Genomic DNA, 19,327 nt, shown 5'->3' with positions numbered 1-19,327 from the left:
TTATTTATCTATGAAATAAAATTAATTTTGCCTCAGGTGTTACACAACGATGGGTATATTCACTGTATCCTTTTTTATCCAAAAGTGCTTTGCTAATTTCTTTTGCCTCTTCATCATTTGTTGCTTCAATAGATTCATCCAGCAATTTTTCTCCGGATTTACCAAAAACCGTCAACGCATATGTTTTCATATTAAGATCCTCCTCGTAAGTAATGGCTGTATTGTCTGTATTCTGCTTTCGTTTAAAAAATCCTGCTTATTTTCTAAAAATCTTTTCAAAACATTGTAAAGCTAACTTGACAACACACTAAATGTTAAGTAAACTGTACGTAAAGTCAACTTAACATAGAAACGTAGGAGATCAAATGAAAACGTTAATTCGAGAAAAGCGAACAGCAATGAATATTACGCAAGAAGAATTATCGCATCGATTAAAAGTATCAAGGCAAACAATTATTTCGCTTGAAAAAGGCAAATATAAACCTTCGTTGATACTTGCACACAAGCTTTCTCAGGTTTTTGATTGTGCAATAGAAGAATTATTTATATTTGAAGGGGATGAGAATATTGATTGAAGGTTTTTTAGAAAACTGGGCTGGGTTATTGGGTCCAATAGCTGCAGGAATAGTTTTGATTATTATATATTTTATTAATCGACGGATTGGAAGAAAAAGGCATTTATTTGATGAGCGCTATCTGCAGAAAAGCAATAGATTCAAGGCAAGATCCTGGGATACCATGCAGGTTGTATACTTTATTGCCTGGTTTCCAGTAATTATTTTTGATGGAATATCATTTAGTTTTTTCCTACTTACAGCTCTATTTGTATTTCATAACTTAACTGCAATAATTACAAGTTTTTATATTTCAGCGAAAGATGAGGATTATAATTAAAAGGTTGAAACATCTATCTAATCTAATCGTATTACATGAGGGAGAGGGGAATGAAAATTGACATTACTTTTGAAAGACGTTACGAAACGATTTGGCAAGGACACAGCTGTTGACCATCTTTCACTTGAAATTCCGACAAAAGAAATGTTCGGGTTTTTAGGGGGAAATGGTGCAGGTAAAACAACAACATTCCGGATGGTTCTTGGTTTGCTGGATGTTACACAAGGTGAGATTTCCTGGAATGGGGATACCATCAATTATGACAAGAGTCATTTAATTGGGTATTTGCCTGAGGAAAGAGGATTGTATCCGAAGCTTACGGTAAAAGATCAAATTGTTTATCTGAGCAAATTAAGGGGGATGAAGAAACAGGATGCACTCAGAGAACTGGATCATTGGCTAGAGCGCTTTAAGGTACCAGAATATCTGAATAAGAAAGTAGAGGAGTTGTCTAAAGGGAATCAGCAAAAGATTCAATTTATTTCTGCGGTTATTCACAAACCGGAATTATTAATCTTGGATGAGCCCTTTTCCGGACTTGACCCAATTAATGTTGAAATGCTGAAGGAAGCTGTTGTGGATTTAAAAGAACAAGGTACTTCCATTGTGTTTTCATCACATCAAATGGATCATGTGGAAGAATTATGCAAGCATTTATGTATATTACATAAAGGGAAACCGGTTGTTCAAGGATCATTGCGTGAGATTAAACAATCCTTCGGGAAAAAGAATCTTGTGATCCATGCAGAATTTTCATTGGAATTTTTAAAAGAATACTCTGGTGTCCTGCGCTATAAAAAGGTCATGGAAGGCTGTGAGCTCCAGATTGAAAATGAAGCTGTTTCACAGGACATATTTAAAGCATTGCAGGGGAAAGGATTTATTCGTAAATTTGATCTGGAAGAGCCTTCACTAAATGATATCTTTATCGAGAAAGTAGGTGCCTCTTATGAATAAGTTTTGGATTATGATGTCACATACCTATATGACCCGAGTTAAAACGAAATCATTTCTTATTAGTACGATCATCACTTTAATCTTTATTGTTGGTATTGCAAATTTCCAGACAATTATTGATACATTTGATGATGGCGAAGATAAAGTTGCCGTTATTGATGAATCAAATGAGCTATTTGTCCCCTATAAGCAAAGTGTTGAAGGCGTAAGTGAAGCGATGGAAATAGTCGCTTATGATGGAACAGAAGAAGAGGGAAAAGCAGCAGTTCAGGAGGAAGAATATAAAGCACTTATTGTATTATCCACAAATGAAAATCAATTACCGGAAGCTTCCTATTATGCTAATACAATCTCTGAAGCAAGTAATCAGCAGTTGCTCACACAGCAATTGCAGCAAATAAAGGTAGCAATGGCAACACAGCAGGCAGGAGTTGCTGAGGCAGCTCTGGCAGAAATTTATGCACCAGTAACTTTTGAGACAATTGCCTTGGATGAGGCAGCAAAATCTCAGGAAGAACTCAGTCAGGCTAGGGGAATTGTTTACGCCATGCTCTTTCTGCTGTACATGACTGTGATGATGTATGGTCAGATGATAGCCATGGAAATAGCTAATGAGAAATCATCACGGGTAATGGAAATATTAGTGTCTAGTGCTTCACCGGTTACACATATGTTTGCAAAGATTATTGGTATCGCATTACTTGGATTAACTCAAGTTACTTTATTTGTTGGGATTGGCTACTATTTCATTACAACAAAACAGGATGAGTTAACAGGTGGATTCTTTGAATTCTTTGGAATCCAAGATACATCACCAACCATTTATATTTTTGCAATCATCTTCTTCATCCTGGGATATTTACTATATGCAACACTTGCAGCAATGTTAGGTTCGTTGGTAAGTAGAGTGGAAGATGCACAGCAAATGATTATGCCCATGATATTTTTAATTCTCATTGGCTTTTTCATCGCAATGTTTGGAATCGGAATGCCAGATTCAACATTAGTAGTAGTGAGCTCCTACATTCCCTTTTTCACACCAATGGTAATGTTCCTGCGTGTCGGAATGCTTGATGTTCCCATTTGGGAGATTGCATTATCCATCGGTATCCTGATCGCAACAATTATTCTTTTGGCTATTATCGGTGCAAGAGTATATAAAGGCGGCGTTCTCATGTATGGACGTTCAAGCTCCTTTAAGGATTTGAAAAAAGCAATAGCCTTATCGAAAAAAGAAAAGTAGTATGATGAAAACACTTGGAACTCTATCCAAGTGTTTTTTAATCGTTTACGTTATTTTATATTTTAGGGTGTAGTCATGCTTTTGAGCGTTTTCTAAGCACTATATACAAGATAACGTAATCCTGCACATAATACCCAATCCTACTTTAAAAATGTATAGAACGTGCATTCTATCAGGGGTTTTGCTAAAATAGAATTAAATTGGGGTGTTTCGAATATGACAAAAAAGATTTCATTTATTCATGCAGCTGATCTGCATTTAGACAGTCCGTTTAAAGGATTGGCAAATCTACCTGAGCATATTTTTCAGGATATACATAATAGTACATTTACTGCACTAAACCGGCTTGTGGAAGCTGCTATTCAAAAAAAGGTTAATTTCGTGCTGATAGTAGGGGATCTATTTGATAATGAAAAGCAAAGTCTGAAGGCACAAGTACGCTTGAGGCGTGCTTTTGAAGAACTTAATTCTCATCATATTAATGTATATTTATCCTATGGGAATCATGACTTTATTAATGGAAATATTCATCCGGTAACATATCCCGATAATGTATTTATATTTCGTGATGAAAGTGTTAGCCAATTTATATATGAAAAAGCTGAACAAGAAATGGCAGTAATTTATGGGTTTAGTTATGAAAATCGTGCAGTATTAACTAATAAAGCATCAGAATATAGCATAATAAATCCGCAAATTCCTTTTCAAATTGCAACATTGCACGGAAGTATCCGAAGCAATACAGATCATGATGTGTATGCGCCATTTCAGCTAAGTGATCTTAAGAAGCAAAACTTCCATTACTGGGCACTCGGTCATATTCACCAACGGGAAGTTTTACAAGAAGATCCGCCGATTGTCTATCCTGGCAATATTCAGGGGCGCAATCGAAAAGAAATTGGTCAAAAAGGATGCTACCATGTGACTTTAGCTGAAACAGGCGCCAAGCTATCCTTCCTTCCATTGCAGGAAATTCAATTTCAGCAATTAACTATTGACGTCTCTGCCTGTGATGAAATTCATCAGATAGAAACAAGAATTCAAGCTGAAATAAAGCGTGAACACTTGCAGGGAGGTCGTCAGTTAATCCAGCTATTCCTGATCAGTGATCAAGTAAAACTTAAGCAGTGGGAACAGGACAACTATTTGGAAGAGATCATCGAGCTAGTCAATGAGTCATTTATTCATCACGAAAATTGGTGCTGTATTTATAACTTTAACGTGAGAATTAAGGCATCAACTGTAAATTCAGACCTGTATAAGGGTGAATTTTTCATCGGTGAGCTCATTCGACATTTTAATGAAACTTCTATCCAGCCTTATATGGATGAGCTGTTTCAGCAAAAACAAGTCAGGAAATATTTAGGGACATTAACAGAGGATGAAGCAAAGGAAATTAAACAGGACGCCCGGCAGTTGTTACTTAATGAACTCCTGAAGGAATGAGGTGAATGAAATGAGACTGTTAAATGCAACAATTTATGGATTTGGTAAATGGGTAGATGATGAAATAGACTTTTCCAGTAAATCGTTATTATGTATCTATGGTGAAAATGAATCGGGAAAGTCAACATTACACCATTTTATTTTGTTTATGTTATTTGGTTTACCACCAAAGCAGAGGAGATTTTACCGACCAAAAACAAGTGGAAAAATGGGGGGCAGGATAAGGCTTCATGATCTAGCAACAGGAGAATTTACTATCGAACGATTTGATGAGGTTAACAATGGTGCAGCAGTTTGTTATACGGCGGACGGAATGGAATATGGAGAGGATTGGCTGAAAGAGCGATTAAAAGGGATGACAGTAAAAACATATCAGGCTATTTTCTCTTTTTCAGCGATGGATTTAAATCAAGTACGTGACATGAAAGAGGAAGACCTGGGCGAGGTTTTGCTTGGAATAGGGTTAACTGGATCTGCTGATATTTATGCAGTGGAGAAAAAATTGGATAGTAAAATTGGCGAGTTATTTAAACCATATGGAAAAAAGCCTGCCATCAATAAACAGCTGGAATCCTTAAATGAGTTGTTTGCCTCTCTCCATAATTATAAAGCGGTAGAGGAAACATATCGGGAAAAGCAAGAAAAATTTACTCGCATACAACAAAAAATGGCCAATTTACAGATGGAACTCAGAAGTGAACAGTCAAACCAGCTTTTTATTGAAAAGCAGCAGCGTGCACTACCGGTTATCCATGATTATCATCAATACATTGCAGAATTAAAGGACTATCCGGCTGAAATATATTTTCCGGAAAATGGAATTAAACGACTGGAAAAAATAAAGGGAGATCTATTGCCACTACAGAGCGAGCTCACTGTTTTAAACGAAAATGAGGAAAAATACTTCGAGAAGCAAGCTGTCATTCAAACAGCGCTTGAGGCTATTTCTGTCTATCAGCAAGCGGAAGAAATCTTACAAGAAAAGCCGGACTATATGGATATACAAAATGAACTCAAAAAAAATAAAGCTACTAAAATGAAACTGGAGGCAACCATTAACTCAATCATTCGACAGCTGAATATCCAGTTAAAAGAGGATGACCTAAAAAAGTTATCGTTACCCTTTCACATGGAGAATACATGGATTCAAATTAAAGGTGAAAAAGATCAGCTTGAACTGGAAAAAGATCAGCTCAACCAGGAGCAAAGTCAGTTAAAACAGCAGCGGATGTATCTTTTAAATGAAATGAATGAGCTGGAAGATGGTTTATTATCTGTCAAACGGGAAAAGGAAATGCAGGATAAAGTAAGTGAGCATAAGGAAAATGAACTAATAAAGAAACTTCGCTCCGAATCTAATCTGAAGCGTAAAGAGTGGGAAAAGGAAAAAGCCAAAAAAGCAAAAGGAACGGCTGCAATATTAACGGGCAGTACGATTGCCACGGTATTGTCTGTGTTTGCTGCGGTACTCACGGATCAAAGTTGGCTGTTCGGTCTGGCGGCAGTTCTCATGGCTTTAGGTATTGCACATTGGATCATGGAGAAAAGATCAAGTGCTTCGATAGAAAAAATGTTTTCAGCTGATAACGGAAACTCAGGAGGCAAGGGGCTTTCTTCCGTTGAAAGAGAAGAGATAGAAAAATTATTGGCAGGGAATGATAAGAAAAAAAATGAGTTGACTTCACTAAAAGAGCAAGTAAAGTCAGTGGATATTCAACTGATTCAATGGCAAGAAAAAGAAAAACTGCAAAAAAATAAAGAACAGCGGATTCATTCACGTATAATTGAACAACAGGAAGTCTATCGATTTTTAAACCAAGTGGATTTATCCTATTGGCCTCAAGTTTACCACAGTATGAAACAGCTTTTGCACGTAATACAGGAAAAACAGGATACAGAACAAGCAACACAACAGCTTTTAGCAAAGAAAAAAGGTTTTCAAGCAAAAGTAAAAACGTTTTTACGTGAGAGGAAATGGGAAACAGAAAATAAACCATTTGCATCTCAACTGCTGAAGCTGGAGGACTTTATTAAAAGCTATCAAAAAAACATTGGTGAACTAGAGCATTATGAAAGTCTTTTAGCAGAAAACAAGGAAAAAAAACAGACAATCAAGCAAAGAATGAGCATATACGAAACAGAGTTATCCATCCTAACCAAACATGCAGGGGTAAGCAGTGAGGATGAATTTTATAAAAAAGCAAATCGGTTAGCCGAAAAGACAGAAACCGAAGCGGCTTTAAAAAAAGTGAGATATCAGCTCAACACTATTTTCCCGGATGGGACCTGGGAGCAAATTATTGACGATAAACCTGATGAAGATACGCTTGAGCAAAACTTAGAACAATCAAGGAAGGGGATAACAAAGTTAGAGCATGATATAGAGGACTTTCGGGAGAAGCTGGCAAAGATTAATGCTGACCTTCTGCAGATGGAGTCATCAGAATCGTATTCAAAAACAGTCCATCAATTTGAGATGAAGCAGGAGCATCTAAGAAATCTAGCAAAAAAATGGGCAGTATTAAAAACTGCGAAAGAAATGCTTGTTGAAACAAAGAGAAAGTATCGAGATAAGTATCTGTCTGAAGTAATCTCCAAGACTTCTAGCTATTTTCAGAAACTCACAGGAAATGGCTATCATAAAGTGTATGCACCATCTGAGAGCAGACCTTTTCAGGTAGAAACAGGTGAACACATGCGTTACACTGTAAATGAATTATCACAAGGAACCATTGACCAGCTATATATTTCATTAAGACTAGCGATTAGCGAGGTGATGAGTGATAAATATCGGATGCCGTTTATGATTGATGATGGTTTTTTACACTTTGACGTGATCCGTACGAAGCAAATCCTGAAAATAATCGAAACAATTGCAGAAAAGCAACAGGTAATCCTGTTTACTTGTAAAAAAGAAGTGGTGGAAGCTGTAAAAAACAGCGAAATCATTCATTTACAAAATTCATTCGCATTAATTGATAAATAATGATAAACTATTTTCAGATTATATGCGTTGGAGGGACATCCATTGCCAGAAGAAAATGTATCAAAAGATTGGAAAGATTATAATCGAACCATTGAGAAATTTATTCAGGTTATCGCAAAAAACATGAATTTATATGGCATTACATCCTCTGTCGGACGTTTATATGGTGTATTGTATTTTTCAGATGACCCAATGACATTAGATGATATGCGGGATGCTCTAGAAATGAGTAAAACAAGCATGTCAACAGGTGTTAGAACATTGTCTGATATGAAAATGGTTGATTCAACATTTAAAAGAGGAATTCGTAAAGATCTATATGAATCAGAGGAAGACTGGTATAAATCCTTTACTTCATTATTTGGAAACCGCTGGCGTCAACAGACAGAAACGAATATTGAAGAGGCCGAAGAAACTATCGAAAAACTGGAGCTACTACAGAAAAAGACAACCGATGAGGAACTAATAGATAAAATAAATGCAGATCTCGACCGACTTCAGTATGCGAAAAATTATTATGTATGGTTAATGAAATTCATCAGGGTGATGGAATCAGGAGAAATTTTCAATTACATTCCAAAAAACAAATAACAACAGGGGATTGACAGTAAAATACGCCTTGGATCAATGGCCTGTTTTGGTCAGTCTCTTTTTATCGCAGTGTAACTGGCTGTAAGATTCCCACTTCAAGAATTAAGGGAACATTAAAATTCTAAGTGGGAGATCCAACAGCCAGTAACGACCCAATTGGTTCAAGGGCCTTTAGGTCATACCGTGCGGTGCTAACATTCAGTGGGGGATGAAAAGAAAACCCCCACTGAATGAAGTTTCACTTTATTTAGGATAGGGGGAGTAGTTGATGAACAAAGGGATTGGTTATGCTAATGTAGGTGATGCAATTGATCGTTTTCTGCTGATAAAAGATGCTACCAAAGGTGTTGCTAGTAATGGAAAACCTTTTTTAACATTGATTCTGCGTGATGCAACTGGAGAAATTGAAGCAAAGTTGTGGGATGCTTCCAAAGAAGATGAAACGTTATTCATCCCGGAACAAATTATTAAACTATCAGGTGAAGTGAATCAATTCCGAGGCAAATCACAATTAAAAATATTTTCAATTCGTCCTGCACAACCAACAGATGGTGTGCATGTATCTGATTTTGTTGAAAAAGCTCCAATTGAAAAACAGGTTTTAATAGAAAAACTGACGGAAGCTATTTTCGAAATGAAGAATCCTACACTTCAAAGAATTGTTAGAGCTTTCATTAAAAAACATCAGGAGGAACTTTTAACATATCCTGCGGCTGCAAAAAATCATCATGAATATGTTTCAGGATTAGCTCATCATATTGTAAGCATGCTGCAGGTAGCGAAGGAATTACATAAATTATATCCGCAGCTTAATAAAGATTTATTATACGCAGGTATTATTTTACATGATCTTGGTAAAATAAAAGAGTTATCAGGTGTGGTTACAACATCGTATACCATTGAGGGCAAATTACTTGGACATATACCAATGATGGTGGAGGAAATTGGTTTAATGGCTAGGGACTTGCAAATTGAAGGGGAAGAAGAAGTGCTGATATTACAACATTTAATCTTAAGCCATCATGGAAAAGCGGAGTGGGGAAGTCCAAAACCCCCATTAGTTCGTGAGGCAGAACTCTTGCATTTGATTGATTTAATGGATTCAAAAATGAATATGCTGAACCGAGCACTTGAAAAGGTGAAACCGGGAGAATTTACAGAGCGACTATTTGCTATGGATAATCGTACATTTTATAAACCAATTTTCGAGAAAAATTAAGCTTTAGTTATTTTTATAATACCTTATACATATATATGTGGTAGAGATGATGGGACAAGGGAGGCTTAAATAATGATAGCAGGAGTGCCTTGGTGGGTTTTTGTAATCATATTATTTATTTTTCTAAGTGGTTACATGGCATATAGAGCAATGCAGGCAGAAAGGACACTTGAGCAGCAGTTTATTGAACGAGAAGGACGAGTATATATGGATCGGATAGAAGCCGAACGGGAATTGAAACAGGGGAGTAAAGAGCATATGTCTTAATATGCTAAACCACTTGGTGACGCTGATTAAATAGACGGAATATAGGAAGTGAAAAAAGCGGCTAATGCATCAAGTGTGCGCATTAGCCGCTTTAGATTTTATCCCTGTGCTTCTGTTTCCTCTGCTTCTTCTTTTTTGAACATATCTTCCAAACCGTCAATATTCACATCGATGTTTGCCTCTTTGATAAGCCCGTCCATTTTTTCTTGAACTTTTGCAACATCCATTCTTTCATTTAACAATTCACGGCGAATATCATCTTTCACTTCTTCATAATCAGTCGGTTCTTCTACCTGACGTTGATCATTAACCTTGATGATATGAAAACCAAATTGTGATTGTACTGGCTCACTTACTTCGTCTGACTCCATACTGAATGCGACTTCATCAAATTCCGGTACCATTTTCCCTTGTGTGAAATAACCAAGGTCTCCACCTTGTTCAGCAGTTCCTTCATCTGTGGAATACTCTTTTGCCAATTCTGCAAAATCTCCACCTTCATCCAGCTTTTGCTTTACTTCATTAGCAGTTTCTTCATCTTCAACTAAAATATGCTGTGCTTTAATTTCGGTATTTTTTTCTTCATGTCTTTCTTTAATATCTTCCTCTGGTATTTCAATATCTTCTGAGATAGCAGCTTCCTGAAGCAGGCTTAAATGAACGATGTTACGATATGTTTCTTCATCCCCCAAACCTTGTGCTTCGAGAGCCTGTTCAAATTGGTCGCCTAATTGATCCTTTGTCTTTTGGACTTCAGCATCTACCTGTTCTTCCGTTACTTCATATTTATCTTCCAAAACCTTCTTCGTTACTAATTCCTGCAGAACGGTTTCACCATGACGATCGACCAGCTCCTGATATAATTCGTCTTTTGTAATATCTCCAGCTTCTGTTTCAACTACTGTTTCTGAATCTGAATCTGTACTGCATGCCGCAAGTCCCAATACACTAGCTGTAAGTGTTACAGCAATTGCTAATTTTTTCATCTATTAACACTCCTAATCTGATGTTGCATCTATTGCACATTGTTAAATATAACATATTATTGTAGAAAAAAAACAGTCATATGTATAATTAAACCATGGCGTTTAATACACGAAGATAAGAACACACCAATAGTATAATGATCATGATGTTAATTACTCGAAAAAATTTATTCTGTTTCAGTGCTTCCATCTCCATTTTTAGACAGAATTTAAGTGACAGGTAGTTAAAAATTAATAAAATAACAAACGCGTAAATAAGATAGAAAATAACCAAACGAACACCCTCCTTATGTAAGGATCTATATATTCATAATAAATTGTGATACTAAATACTTTATCAAAAGTTTTCGAGTCTGAACAGTGGTGATGATAAAAAAACAATCAGGACCTGGTTTTACAGATCCTGATTATGCTATCTGCGAGCCTTCAGCAATATATCAATTCCACCATTTCCAATTTCAATAAAAGCTTTTTTAGGAGCCTTGATAATATGAATCACATACAAAAAATCAATAAAAGAAATGCCTATATGAATGGAAGTAAACAGTAATAGATAAAAATATAAGTCTACATATATATAGCTTGCGACAATGCCAGGTATCGTGATCAAAAAAGTCGGAGCAATTGCAGCTATAACTGAAGCTTTTTTTGTTAGATGAAATTTTGTATAATAGTTAAAAATAGGTAAAACCCTATTTTTTGTATGATAAATTATTTTTACTCGTTTATTCATGATGATTAATGGTAAAATATGCATTAACGAATGAAATGAAGGTAAAAGCAATAATGCAATAATAAATGGAAAAAGACCTGCTTCATTTACATTGTTGGATCCCTGTGCAATCGAAATCGGTACATAGAGGAATATAAATGCTGACAGACCGATCAAAAATGAAACAAGCTTTATTCGATTGTGTCCAAATTCTTTATTAAAATTGATTGATTTCCAGCAATTCATTTTTGATCCCTCCGCTACTAGTTCCATTCTTATTTTTATAAGCACCACAGGGAATAGTAGTACGTTTAGAGCGAAAAATCAATAGTTTTTTATCATTTTTTTATAAATAATTTTTACGATTCGATTATTGGGGGGGATAGGATTGAAGGCTTTTAATAATAATGAAATAACTTCCTTTCATATCCAATTACTTTCAAAAATTATAAATATGGATGAGTATCCTGTCATTAAGATAATTATAGAAAAAAACATCACACAGGAGGAATACAATGAATTATTCATTATGCTGCAAATGCTGAATGAAAAATATAATTTACAAAAAGAAGAGGGGTTTATGGATTTCACATCATTACTGGTACATTTTGCAGGAATGCTAAATGAAAAATTGAATCCTAACCAAATGATTTTTGCATTAAAAAAAGAAGGATACTATCCCTCTTTGATGAAAGAATTTATAAAAATTATTAGAGGTGATAAAAGAGCTATAAAACGAAGATGACTAATTGTACACATTACTAATCCTGTTTTATATCTCTAAATATTGCTTCCACCTCGCCATGAAATTGTATAATCGTTTTTAAACGTTCCTCCAGGTAGACTTGGTTTGTAAATGATTTTTCTTTGTCTTTTTGTTGCTCGACCAATTTTTCAATTTCCGTCAACGAATCCTTTTGTTGGTTTGTAGCATCTATCCATTTATTAATATATGAATTCATAAAGGATTTAAAAAGCTGTGAATTAGCTTCATATAAATCTTTTCGTACTCCTTTTATCCACACCCTGGTTACGAGTTGAACCTCAGATAAAGTTCGCACACTCGTACTCACAGAGGTTTTACTTTTCCCTAATGCTTCACTCATTTCATCTAATGTTAAAGGCTTTTCTGCTAAATATAAATAAGCGAATAAACGCGATTCCGCTGAACTTAAATTAAACATTTCAAGTGTTTTCGAGAATTCAATAATTATTTTATTGGTCAGTTCGTTTTCTATTTCGTGCATAAGATCCTCCTAAACCTTTGTTATATAAAGGTTACATCAAATGTGTTTATTTTGAAAACAGACAAATGGATAGTATTTCAAAGAAAATCGCAGGTAATCAAAGTAAATAGTCCGTTTAATTTGTACAGAATAAACTGTACGTAAAATATAAACAAAACCAATGGTATTTAATATTTGAATTGTACGGATTTAAAGTTTATAGTATTAAAGTAGATGAATGCTGTGCGGATGAAATTAATGATTTAAGCTGCTTTAACAGATGTAAGCAATTATGCACGGGGTTAATCTGATTATAAAGTAGCATGACTAAAATCATAGTTCATTAGAATAGTATAGTATCAAAAAAAGAGGTGGAAGATGTGCCAGTAATAGAAGCTAAAAACCTATCTAAGGTATTTGGAAGAAACCCTAAGCAGGCTTTAAAGATGTTAGAAAAAGGGTTATCCAAGGAAACTATATTAAAAGAAGCTGGTAATACAGTTGGAGTTAACCGTGCTTCGTTTTCAGTTGAAGCAGGGGAAATATTTGTAATCATGGGCTTATCCGGTAGTGGTAAGTCAACATTAGTTCGTTTGATTAACAGATTGATAGAACCTACAGAAGGCAATATTTTTATTGATGGAGAAGATCTTGCAAGGATGGATAAAAAGTCCTTACTTAAAGTACGAAGAGAAAAACTGAGTATGGTATTTCAGAAATTTGCTTTATTTCCGCATCGTACTATTTTAGAAAATGCAGAGTTTGGTTTAGAGGTTCAAAATGCACCAAAGGAAGAACGTAGTAAAAAAGCAAAAAAAGCTTTAGAAATGGTTGGACTGGGAGGATATCTTCATCAAAAGCCGGGTCAATTATCCGGTGGTATGCAGCAACGTGTTGGACTTGCCCGTGCATTAGCCAACGATCCAGAAATTCTGTTAATGGATGAAGCATTCTCAGCATTAGATCCGCTCATTCGAAAAGATATGCAGGATGAGCTTATTGATTTGCAATCATCTATGAAAAAAACTATTATTTTCATCACACATGATTTAGATGAGGCATTACGTTTGGGGGATCGGATTGCATTGATGAAAGATGGATCGATTGTGCAAATTGGGACACCAGAAGAAATACTGGTAAATCCAGCGAATGATTATGTTGAAAAATTCGTGGAAGATGTTGATAGATCCAAAATCCTGACTGCTCAACATATTATGAAACGACCTGAAACAGTTAATATTGACAAGCATGGTCCCCGAGTTGCTCTTGAACGAATGCGTGAGGAAGGGCTTTCCAGTATGTATGTTGTTGACAGTAACCGAAATTTAAAAGGATACATTACAGCAGATGATGCATCTGCTGCACGAAAACAAGAGATTGGCAATCTGGAAGAAATATTAAAAAACGATATTCCGAGAGTGGATAAAGAGACTTCGATGCATGATATTTTCAATATTATTCATGATTCACCGATTCCGGTTGCCGTTGTAGAAAATGGCAAGTTGCTTGGTATTATTGTACGTGGTGCAGTAATTGCAGCACTTGCTAGTGACGCGGAGGTGAATATGGAAAATGCTTAATAATATAATGGAATTTGTTCCTCGAATACCAATTGCTGAGGGAACAGAATGGATTACTGAATGGTTAAAAGAGAAATTCTCTATTCTATTTGACCCGATAAAAGAATATCTTGGAAATTTCATGGATTTTATGTCCGAAGAAGTATTAATGGTGATACCACCAATTATCTTTATCATTGCAGTTGCAATCATTGCATTTTTTATAAGTGGTAAGAAGTTTGGATTAGCTGCTTTTTCAATTGTAGGGCTTTGGTTAATTTACAATCAAGGCTACTGGGATGACTTAATGAATACTGTAACCTTAGTAATCATCGCAAGTGTTTTATCTGTACTCATTGGTGTTCCTGTTGGTATTTTAATGGCCAAAAGTAAAATTGCAGAAGCTATCATTACCCCAATCCTTGATTTCATGCAAACAATGCCGGCATTTGTATATTTAATTCCTGCGGTTGCATTTTTCGGTATTGGTATGGTACCAGGTGTATTTGCATCACTGATATTTGCAACCCCACCTACAGTTCGGTTCACGAATTTAGGTATTCGACAGGTTTCCAAGGAATTAGTTGAAGCATCAGACGCATTCGGTAGTACTGGAACACAAAAGTTATTTAAAGTACAGCTTCCAATGGCTAAGGCTACGATTATGGCTGGTATTAACCAAACAGTTATGCTTTCCCTATCGATGGTAGTTATTGCATCCATGATTGGTGCACCAGGGCTTGGAAGAGAGGTTCTCTCCTCACTGCAACGTTCAAATGTCGGAACAGGTTTTGTCGCAGGTGTAGGGATTGTTATATTAGCGATTATTATTGATCGCATTACACAGAATATGAATAAGAAGAAAGATTAATTAAATAGTTGGTATCTTTTCTTCAATGAAAAGTTTCCATATAGTGCGAGTTCAAAAGGTGGATAAACCGAACCTTTTGATCATCCACAGTATTAAATTTAGAAAAAGGGGAGATTTATAGTTATGTTAGAACTTAACTGGAAACGTCTGGGGCTTGTAGCCGGACTTTCATTATCATTATTCGCAGCAGGTTGTGGATCTGATGATGAATCAACGGATAATGGATCTGATGGTTCTTCAGATGATGGAACAACGGAGGAAACAAAAGAAATTGAATTGGCTTATGTAGAATGGGATTCTGAAATTGCATCTACAAACGTCATTGGTAAAGTTTTGGAAGATCAAGGGTATGATGTTGAATTAACACCACTTGATAATTCAGTAATGTGGGAAGCTGTAGCAAATGGAGAAGCTGATGGTATGGTAGCTGCATGGCTGCCTGCGACACATGGTTCTCAGTTTGATGAATATGGCGATCAAATGGTTGATTTAGGTGAGAATCTTTCAGGTGCTAAAATTGGATTAGTTGTTCCATCCTATATGGATGTTAATTCAATTGCTGATTTAACGGATGAAGCTGATCAAACAATTACAGGTATCGAACCAGGCGCAGGAGTTGTTGCGGCAAGCGAACAAGCGGTTGAAGATTATGATAATCTGGAAGGCTGGGAAGTACAAACGTCTTCCAGTGGTGCAATGGCAACTGCATTAGGTGAGGCTTATAACAATGAAGAAGAAGTAATTGTTACTGGTTGGACTCCACACTGGAAATTTGCTGAATATGATCTGAAATATTTGGAAGATCCCGAGGGTTCATTTGGTGAAGAAGAAATTATCTCTACAATGGTTCGTGAAGGTTTAGAAGAAGATATGCCAAATGCATATAAAATTTTAGACCAGTTTAATTGGACAACGGAAGATATGGAAACGGTTATGCTTGAGATTTATAATGGTGCATCTCCAGAAGAAGCTGCAGCGGCATGGGTAGAAGATAACGCTGATAAAGTAGCTGAGTGGACGGAAGGCGTAGAATAATAATTTTGTAAAAAGCAGGCTATCAATTTGGTAGTCTGTTTTTTTGTGATGGGATTAAGTTAGATAGGGATTCGTAAATATATTAGCCCGGTATAGTGCGGATATCGCCGGTAGAGCGGGGGATATCGCCGGTAGCGAGCGGATATCACCAGGAGAGCGGGGAATATCGCCAGGAGCGAGCGGATATCGCCGGGAGAGCGGGGAATATCGCCAGGAGCGAGAATATATCGCCGGTAGAGCGGGGAATATCGTCCGGAGCGGGCGGATATCACCGGTAGAGCGGGGAAATATCGTCCGGAGCGAGCGGATATCGCCCGGAGAGCGGGGAATATCGCCAGGAGCGAGAATATATCGTCCGGAGCGCACGGATATCGCCGGTAGCGAGCGGATATCACCCGGAGAGCGGGGAATATCGTCCGGAGCGGGCGGATATCACCGGTAGAGCGGGGAATATCGTCCGGAGCGGGTGGATATCACCCGGAGAGCGGGGAATATCGTCCGGAGCGAGCGGATATCACCCGGAGAGCGGGGAATATCGTCCGGAGCGAGCGGATATCGCCAGGAGAGCGGGGAATATCGTCCGGAGCGGGCGGATATCGCCCGGAGAGCGGGGAATATCGCCAGGAGCGGGCGGATATCACCCGGAGAGCGGGGAATATCGCCAGGAGCGAGAATATATCGCCGGTAGAGCGGGGAATATCGTCCGGAGCGGGCGGATATCACCGGTAGAGCGGGGAAATATCGTCCGGAGCGAGCGGATATCGCCAGGAGAGCGGGGAATATCGCCAGGAGCGAGAATATATCGTCCGGAGCGCACGGATATCGCCGGTAGCGAGCGGATATCGCCCGGAGAGCGGGGAATATCGCCAGGAGCGAGAATATATCGTCCGGAGCGCACGGATATCGTCCGGAGCGCACGGATATCGCCGGGAGAACAGAAATAGCGCAGTTCAATAATTAAAAAAGCCTTCTCAAATAGAGAAAGCTCTTTTAATTATTGTTTTTTGACTTTATCTTCAAGGTCTCGTAAACTAGATTCTATTTGTTCTAGGTATTGATGGATATTTTCTTGATGGGGTTCTACTGTTTCTTTCCATTCTACCACTGATTTTTTCATTTCCTGTGTGAGGTTTTTAATTAGTGCTGCCCCTTCTTTTGAAGTCTCTGTAATTTGCTGTTTTAGTCTCATACCATCCAGTTTTAGATTTGCTAACATTTCTTTCCATTCTAATCCTTGATCTTTTACTCGGCCTCGCAAGTCTCTTCCGGAAGCTGGGGTGCTAAGTAATGTTGCAGCAGCACTAACTGCGCCTCCAACCATAATCCCAAGTAACATTGATTTTCCTTTTGACATAATGCATACGCTCCTTTCATGCTCTTATTATATCATTTTCTCTTTTTTAACTTCTATCAAACACGTTTCAAAAAAAAGTATGTACTTTGAGTTCTTAAAAAATCCTCTGACAAGCTAAGCTTACGACAGAGGATTTTAGAATCATTTGTAATTAAGAAACTGTAATTGGTCGTGCTCTTTTTAAAATCCCTTGTACCACTGGATAAATTACAATCATGATCAATGTATTTACGGCTGCTGCAGGTAAAACAACTGCTATAAACCCTGCAATAAATCCGCCTTCCATTGCTCCAAGTATAAACAATACAACACTGAGGAATATTGCACCACTAATCATCGTTCCAATAGCGGTAAGTACAGGTGCACTAATAGTATTGTTAACTCTTTTTTGTAATAATACAAAAAGTGCTAGGAAAATTGCTGCAGTAATTGGTTTATCAATAAGATTTGCTATTTGTCCTCCAGGAGCTTGTGTAGTTAATGCAGATATTAATCCTGTTACAATAGCCAGTAGTGCAACATACTTTATTTTAGGAAATAAAATAATTCCTAAAAACATCATGGATAATAGCATATCTGGTTTTACTCCAAAAAATATCGCTGGAACTATAGCGTGCAATACAGCGCCAATCCCCACTAATAATGACAAAATAACCAAAATTCTTGTATTCATTTTTAACTCTCCTCTTCTCAAGCTTACCTAAGCTATTTTCTTTCCCAACTGTACACTCGTTGTCAGTTGCGGAAATGTAAGGCTATTATAACAAATTTCCAACTAAATAAAAAGAACTAATTTTCAGATCACGTTAATTTTAAAAAATTATTTAATTGATTCATTAATTTCTTGAGCAATCTGCTGTAAATCTTTTGGTGTATAATCATCATTATGAACTGTCCAATTGGTTGAAAATCCATCGCTTTCATCATATCTTGGTATGATATGGATATGTAAATGAAAAACAGATTGGTCTGCTGGAGCTTCATTATTGTTCAGAAGGTTCATCCCAATTGGTTGGTACGTATCCTTAATAGCATTAGCGATTACTGGAATACGTGCAAATAATTCTTGTGCGACTTCCGAGGGTGTTTCATAAATGTTCTTTGTGTGTTCTTTTGGGATAACAATTGTATGCCCTTTTGTAACCTGACTAATATCCAGAAATGCATAAACCTTGTCATCTTCATATACTTTTGCAGAAGGAATTTCTCCACCAATAATTTTACAAAAAATACAATTTTCATGACTCATAACTATCACTCCTCTATCATTCATTTTATAAAGGAAGCAGGTAAAATGTAAAGCATTCACCATTAAAACATAAAATGGTAAAATAAGAAACAGGCGTAGCCCATATGGACTAGCCTGCTATAAGAAGAGCGAGGATGACGATAAGCTTCTAATGTGGGGACTTTGAATCAATTTGTTAAATAGGATTTAGCTACCTAACTTTTTGATTTACAAAAACCTTTTTGTCAGCACCTCAGGAATACTGAGATGGATTCAGGCAAAAGGGTTTTATATCATTAGAATACCGTTCACTAACACCTCATTTTGTGTTTTTTACAAATTCATATTAGAATACCGATCACTAACACCTCATTTTGTGTTTAATACACGAAATTTCAGTAGTTATTCGATCACTAACACCTCATTTGATATACACTAAATTACCTGTAGTGGTACAGTACAACCTCGGCTCTTCAATAACTAGTTTGTGCGGTAAAGTAAGTTTTATACATGAATTTTATAAAAAAATTTGATAGGTAAACAAAAGACAAAATAAGATAATATTGCTCGGAGAAAAGTGGAGAAATAATACTGGAAAGTTGATCGTACATCGATAAAAGTTGAGAGAAAATCCATATAACAGCAGGTATCTCTCAACATTACACAGACGTCTCTCAACAGATTACGTTTCGCACTCAACATTGCACGGTCGTTTCTCAACAGGTTACGACTCTCTCTCAACTTTAGCAGGTA

Annotated in this window: 22 protein-coding genes; 15 read left to right on the top strand and 7 right to left on the bottom strand. The window is 36.8% G+C overall.

The window, feature by feature from the left end; genetic code table 11:
* Positions 1-4: 4 nt before the first annotated feature.
* Positions 5-190 carry a YhzD family protein gene (locus AC6HVZ_RS05420; RefSeq protein ID WP_497557129.1) on the bottom strand — a complete coding sequence of 62 codons (186 nt, stop codon included), beginning with the start codon at positions 188-190 and terminating at the stop codon, positions 5-7.
* A gap of 175 nt (positions 191-365) precedes the next feature.
* Between AC6HVZ_RS05420 and AC6HVZ_RS05415 the strand changes: the two genes are divergently transcribed.
* From AC6HVZ_RS05415 to AC6HVZ_RS05375, 9 genes are all read left to right on the top strand, one after another.
* Positions 366-575 (top strand): helix-turn-helix transcriptional regulator, encoded by a 210-nt coding sequence (locus AC6HVZ_RS05415; protein ID WP_497557128.1) that lies wholly within the window; start codon positions 366-368, stop codon positions 573-575.
* Positions 568-894, top strand: a complete 327-nt coding sequence (locus AC6HVZ_RS05410) for a DUF2178 domain-containing protein (protein ID WP_497557127.1) — start codon at positions 568-570, stop codon at positions 892-894. Before AC6HVZ_RS05415 ends, AC6HVZ_RS05410 begins: the two co-directional genes overlap by 8 nt.
* A 57-nt stretch (positions 895-951) precedes the next feature.
* The gene (locus tag AC6HVZ_RS05405) at positions 952-1,851 is read left to right on the top strand and encodes an ABC transporter ATP-binding protein (RefSeq protein WP_497557126.1); all 900 of its coding nucleotides are present in this window, start codon (positions 952-954) and stop codon (positions 1,849-1,851) included.
* A complete protein-coding gene (locus tag AC6HVZ_RS05400) occupies positions 1,844-3,094 on the top strand; it encodes an ABC transporter permease (protein ID WP_497557125.1) in 1,251 nt (416 codons plus the stop codon). The genes AC6HVZ_RS05405 and AC6HVZ_RS05400 overlap by 8 nt, the downstream gene beginning before the upstream one ends.
* A gap of 216 nt (positions 3,095-3,310) precedes the next feature.
* The gene (locus AC6HVZ_RS05395) at positions 3,311-4,540 is read left to right on the top strand and encodes a metallophosphoesterase family protein (RefSeq protein WP_497557124.1); all 1,230 of its coding nucleotides are present in this window, start codon (positions 3,311-3,313) and stop codon (positions 4,538-4,540) included.
* A gap of 10 nt (positions 4,541-4,550) precedes the next feature.
* The gene (locus AC6HVZ_RS05390) at positions 4,551-7,526 is read left to right on the top strand and encodes an ATP-binding protein (protein WP_497557123.1); all 2,976 of its coding nucleotides are present in this window, start codon (positions 4,551-4,553) and stop codon (positions 7,524-7,526) included.
* Positions 7,527-7,568: 42 nt separating this feature from the next.
* On the top strand, positions 7,569-8,117 hold the full coding sequence (locus tag AC6HVZ_RS05385; RefSeq protein ID WP_497557122.1) for a GbsR/MarR family transcriptional regulator: 549 nt from the start codon (positions 7,569-7,571) through the stop codon (positions 8,115-8,117).
* A gap of 268 nt (positions 8,118-8,385) precedes the next feature.
* Positions 8,386-9,336 carry a 3'-5' exoribonuclease YhaM gene (gene yhaM / locus AC6HVZ_RS05380; protein WP_497557121.1) on the top strand — a complete coding sequence of 317 codons (951 nt, stop codon included), beginning with the start codon at positions 8,386-8,388 and terminating at the stop codon, positions 9,334-9,336.
* Between the two features lie 72 nt (positions 9,337-9,408).
* Positions 9,409-9,603 (top strand): sporulation YhaL family protein, encoded by a 195-nt coding sequence (locus AC6HVZ_RS05375; protein ID WP_497557120.1) that lies wholly within the window; start codon positions 9,409-9,411, stop codon positions 9,601-9,603.
* Between the two features lie 98 nt (positions 9,604-9,701).
* On the opposite strand, the gene AC6HVZ_RS05370 is transcribed toward AC6HVZ_RS05375, so the two are convergent.
* Both AC6HVZ_RS05370 and AC6HVZ_RS05365 read right to left on the bottom strand, forming a co-directional pair.
* A complete protein-coding gene (locus tag AC6HVZ_RS05370; RefSeq protein WP_497557119.1) occupies positions 9,702-10,589 on the bottom strand; it encodes a peptidylprolyl isomerase in 888 nt (295 codons plus the stop codon).
* 412 nt (positions 10,590-11,001) lie between these two features.
* Entirely contained in the window at positions 11,002-11,547 is a 546-nt protein-coding gene (locus AC6HVZ_RS05365) for a DUF3267 domain-containing protein (RefSeq protein ID WP_497557118.1), read from the bottom strand.
* A gap of 142 nt (positions 11,548-11,689) precedes the next feature.
* On the opposite strand from AC6HVZ_RS05365, the gene AC6HVZ_RS05360 reads away from it, so the two are divergent.
* Positions 11,690-12,046: a DUF1878 family protein gene (locus tag AC6HVZ_RS05360; RefSeq protein WP_497557117.1), complete on the top strand. Its 357-nt coding sequence runs from the start codon at positions 11,690-11,692 to the stop codon at positions 12,044-12,046.
* A 16-nt stretch (positions 12,047-12,062) separates the two neighbouring features.
* Here the strand turns inward: AC6HVZ_RS05360 and AC6HVZ_RS05355 are convergent, their stop codons facing one another.
* Entirely contained in the window at positions 12,063-12,548 is a 486-nt protein-coding gene (locus AC6HVZ_RS05355) for a GbsR/MarR family transcriptional regulator (RefSeq protein ID WP_497557116.1), read from the bottom strand.
* A gap of 359 nt (positions 12,549-12,907) precedes the next feature.
* Between AC6HVZ_RS05355 and AC6HVZ_RS05350 the strand changes: the two genes are divergently transcribed.
* From AC6HVZ_RS05350 to AC6HVZ_RS05330, 5 genes are all read left to right on the top strand, one after another.
* Entirely contained in the window at positions 12,908-14,107 is a 1,200-nt protein-coding gene (locus AC6HVZ_RS05350) for a quaternary amine ABC transporter ATP-binding protein (protein ID WP_497557115.1), read from the top strand.
* A complete protein-coding gene (locus tag AC6HVZ_RS05345) occupies positions 14,100-14,957 on the top strand; it encodes an ABC transporter permease (protein WP_497557114.1) in 858 nt (285 codons plus the stop codon). Before AC6HVZ_RS05350 ends, AC6HVZ_RS05345 begins: the two co-directional genes overlap by 8 nt.
* A 123-nt stretch (positions 14,958-15,080) precedes the next feature.
* A complete protein-coding gene (locus tag AC6HVZ_RS05340) occupies positions 15,081-15,992 on the top strand; it encodes a glycine betaine ABC transporter substrate-binding protein (RefSeq protein ID WP_497557113.1) in 912 nt (303 codons plus the stop codon).
* A gap of 95 nt (positions 15,993-16,087) precedes the next feature.
* Entirely contained in the window at positions 16,088-16,270 is a 183-nt protein-coding gene (locus AC6HVZ_RS05335) for a hypothetical protein (protein ID WP_497557112.1), read from the top strand.
* A gap of 188 nt (positions 16,271-16,458) precedes the next feature.
* Positions 16,459-16,680 carry a hypothetical protein gene (locus AC6HVZ_RS05330; RefSeq protein WP_497557111.1) on the top strand — a complete coding sequence of 74 codons (222 nt, stop codon included), beginning with the start codon at positions 16,459-16,461 and terminating at the stop codon, positions 16,678-16,680.
* A 306-nt stretch (positions 16,681-16,986) separates the two neighbouring features.
* On the opposite strand, the gene AC6HVZ_RS05325 is transcribed toward AC6HVZ_RS05330, so the two are convergent.
* The 3 genes from AC6HVZ_RS05325 to AC6HVZ_RS05315 all read right to left on the bottom strand — a co-directional run bounded on the left by AC6HVZ_RS05325 (position 16,987) and on the right by AC6HVZ_RS05315 (position 18,595).
* The gene (locus tag AC6HVZ_RS05325; protein WP_497557110.1) at positions 16,987-17,346 is read right to left on the bottom strand and encodes a YtxH domain-containing protein; all 360 of its coding nucleotides are present in this window, start codon (positions 17,344-17,346) and stop codon (positions 16,987-16,989) included.
* 151 nt (positions 17,347-17,497) lie between these two features.
* Complete coding sequence (locus AC6HVZ_RS05320; RefSeq protein WP_497557109.1) at positions 17,498-18,019, bottom strand: tryptophan transporter; 522 nt, start codon at positions 18,017-18,019, stop codon at positions 17,498-17,500.
* A gap of 147 nt (positions 18,020-18,166) precedes the next feature.
* Complete coding sequence (locus AC6HVZ_RS05315; RefSeq protein ID WP_497557108.1) at positions 18,167-18,595, bottom strand: HIT family protein; 429 nt, start codon at positions 18,593-18,595, stop codon at positions 18,167-18,169.
* Positions 18,596-19,327: the final 732 nt, after the last annotated feature.

This window comes from Oceanobacillus sp. NCCP-135 (assembly GCF_059698015.1).
The sequence above is the reverse complement of the archived record's forward strand: the minus strand, read 5'-3'. Positions and strand labels throughout refer to the sequence as shown.

Excerpts from the sequence above, each read along its gene's own strand:
- AC6HVZ_RS05420 (WP_497557129.1), bottom strand. The coding sequence starts at position 190 with ATGAAAACATATGCGTTGACGGTTTTTGGTAAATCCGGAGAAAAATTG.
- AC6HVZ_RS05415 (WP_497557128.1), top strand. The coding sequence starts at position 366 with ATGAAAACGTTAATTCGAGAAAAGCGAACAGCAATGAATATTACGCAA.
- AC6HVZ_RS05400 (WP_497557125.1), top strand. The coding sequence starts at position 1,844 with ATGAATAAGTTTTGGATTATGATGTCACATACCTATATGACCCGAGTT.
- AC6HVZ_RS05395 (WP_497557124.1), top strand. The coding sequence starts at position 3,311 with ATGACAAAAAAGATTTCATTTATTCATGCAGCTGATCTGCATTTAGAC.
- AC6HVZ_RS05390 (WP_497557123.1), top strand. The coding sequence starts at position 4,551 with ATGAGACTGTTAAATGCAACAATTTATGGATTTGGTAAATGGGTAGAT.
- yhaM (WP_497557121.1), top strand. The coding sequence starts at position 8,386 with ATGAACAAAGGGATTGGTTATGCTAATGTAGGTGATGCAATTGATCGT.
- AC6HVZ_RS05375 (WP_497557120.1), top strand. The coding sequence starts at position 9,409 with ATGATAGCAGGAGTGCCTTGGTGGGTTTTTGTAATCATATTATTTATT.
- AC6HVZ_RS05370 (WP_497557119.1), bottom strand. The coding sequence starts at position 10,589 with ATGAAAAAATTAGCAATTGCTGTAACACTTACAGCTAGTGTATTGGGA.
- AC6HVZ_RS05365 (WP_497557118.1), bottom strand. The coding sequence starts at position 11,547 with ATGAATTGCTGGAAATCAATCAATTTTAATAAAGAATTTGGACACAAT.
- AC6HVZ_RS05355 (WP_497557116.1), bottom strand. The coding sequence starts at position 12,548 with ATGCACGAAATAGAAAACGAACTGACCAATAAAATAATTATTGAATTC.
- AC6HVZ_RS05345 (WP_497557114.1), top strand. The coding sequence starts at position 14,100 with ATGCTTAATAATATAATGGAATTTGTTCCTCGAATACCAATTGCTGAG.
- AC6HVZ_RS05340 (WP_497557113.1), top strand. The coding sequence starts at position 15,081 with ATGTTAGAACTTAACTGGAAACGTCTGGGGCTTGTAGCCGGACTTTCA.
- AC6HVZ_RS05325 (WP_497557110.1), bottom strand. The coding sequence starts at position 17,346 with ATGTCAAAAGGAAAATCAATGTTACTTGGGATTATGGTTGGAGGCGCA.
- AC6HVZ_RS05320 (WP_497557109.1), bottom strand. The coding sequence starts at position 18,019 with ATGAATACAAGAATTTTGGTTATTTTGTCATTATTAGTGGGGATTGGC.
- AC6HVZ_RS05315 (WP_497557108.1), bottom strand. The coding sequence starts at position 18,595 with ATGAGTCATGAAAATTGTATTTTTTGTAAAATTATTGGTGGAGAAATT.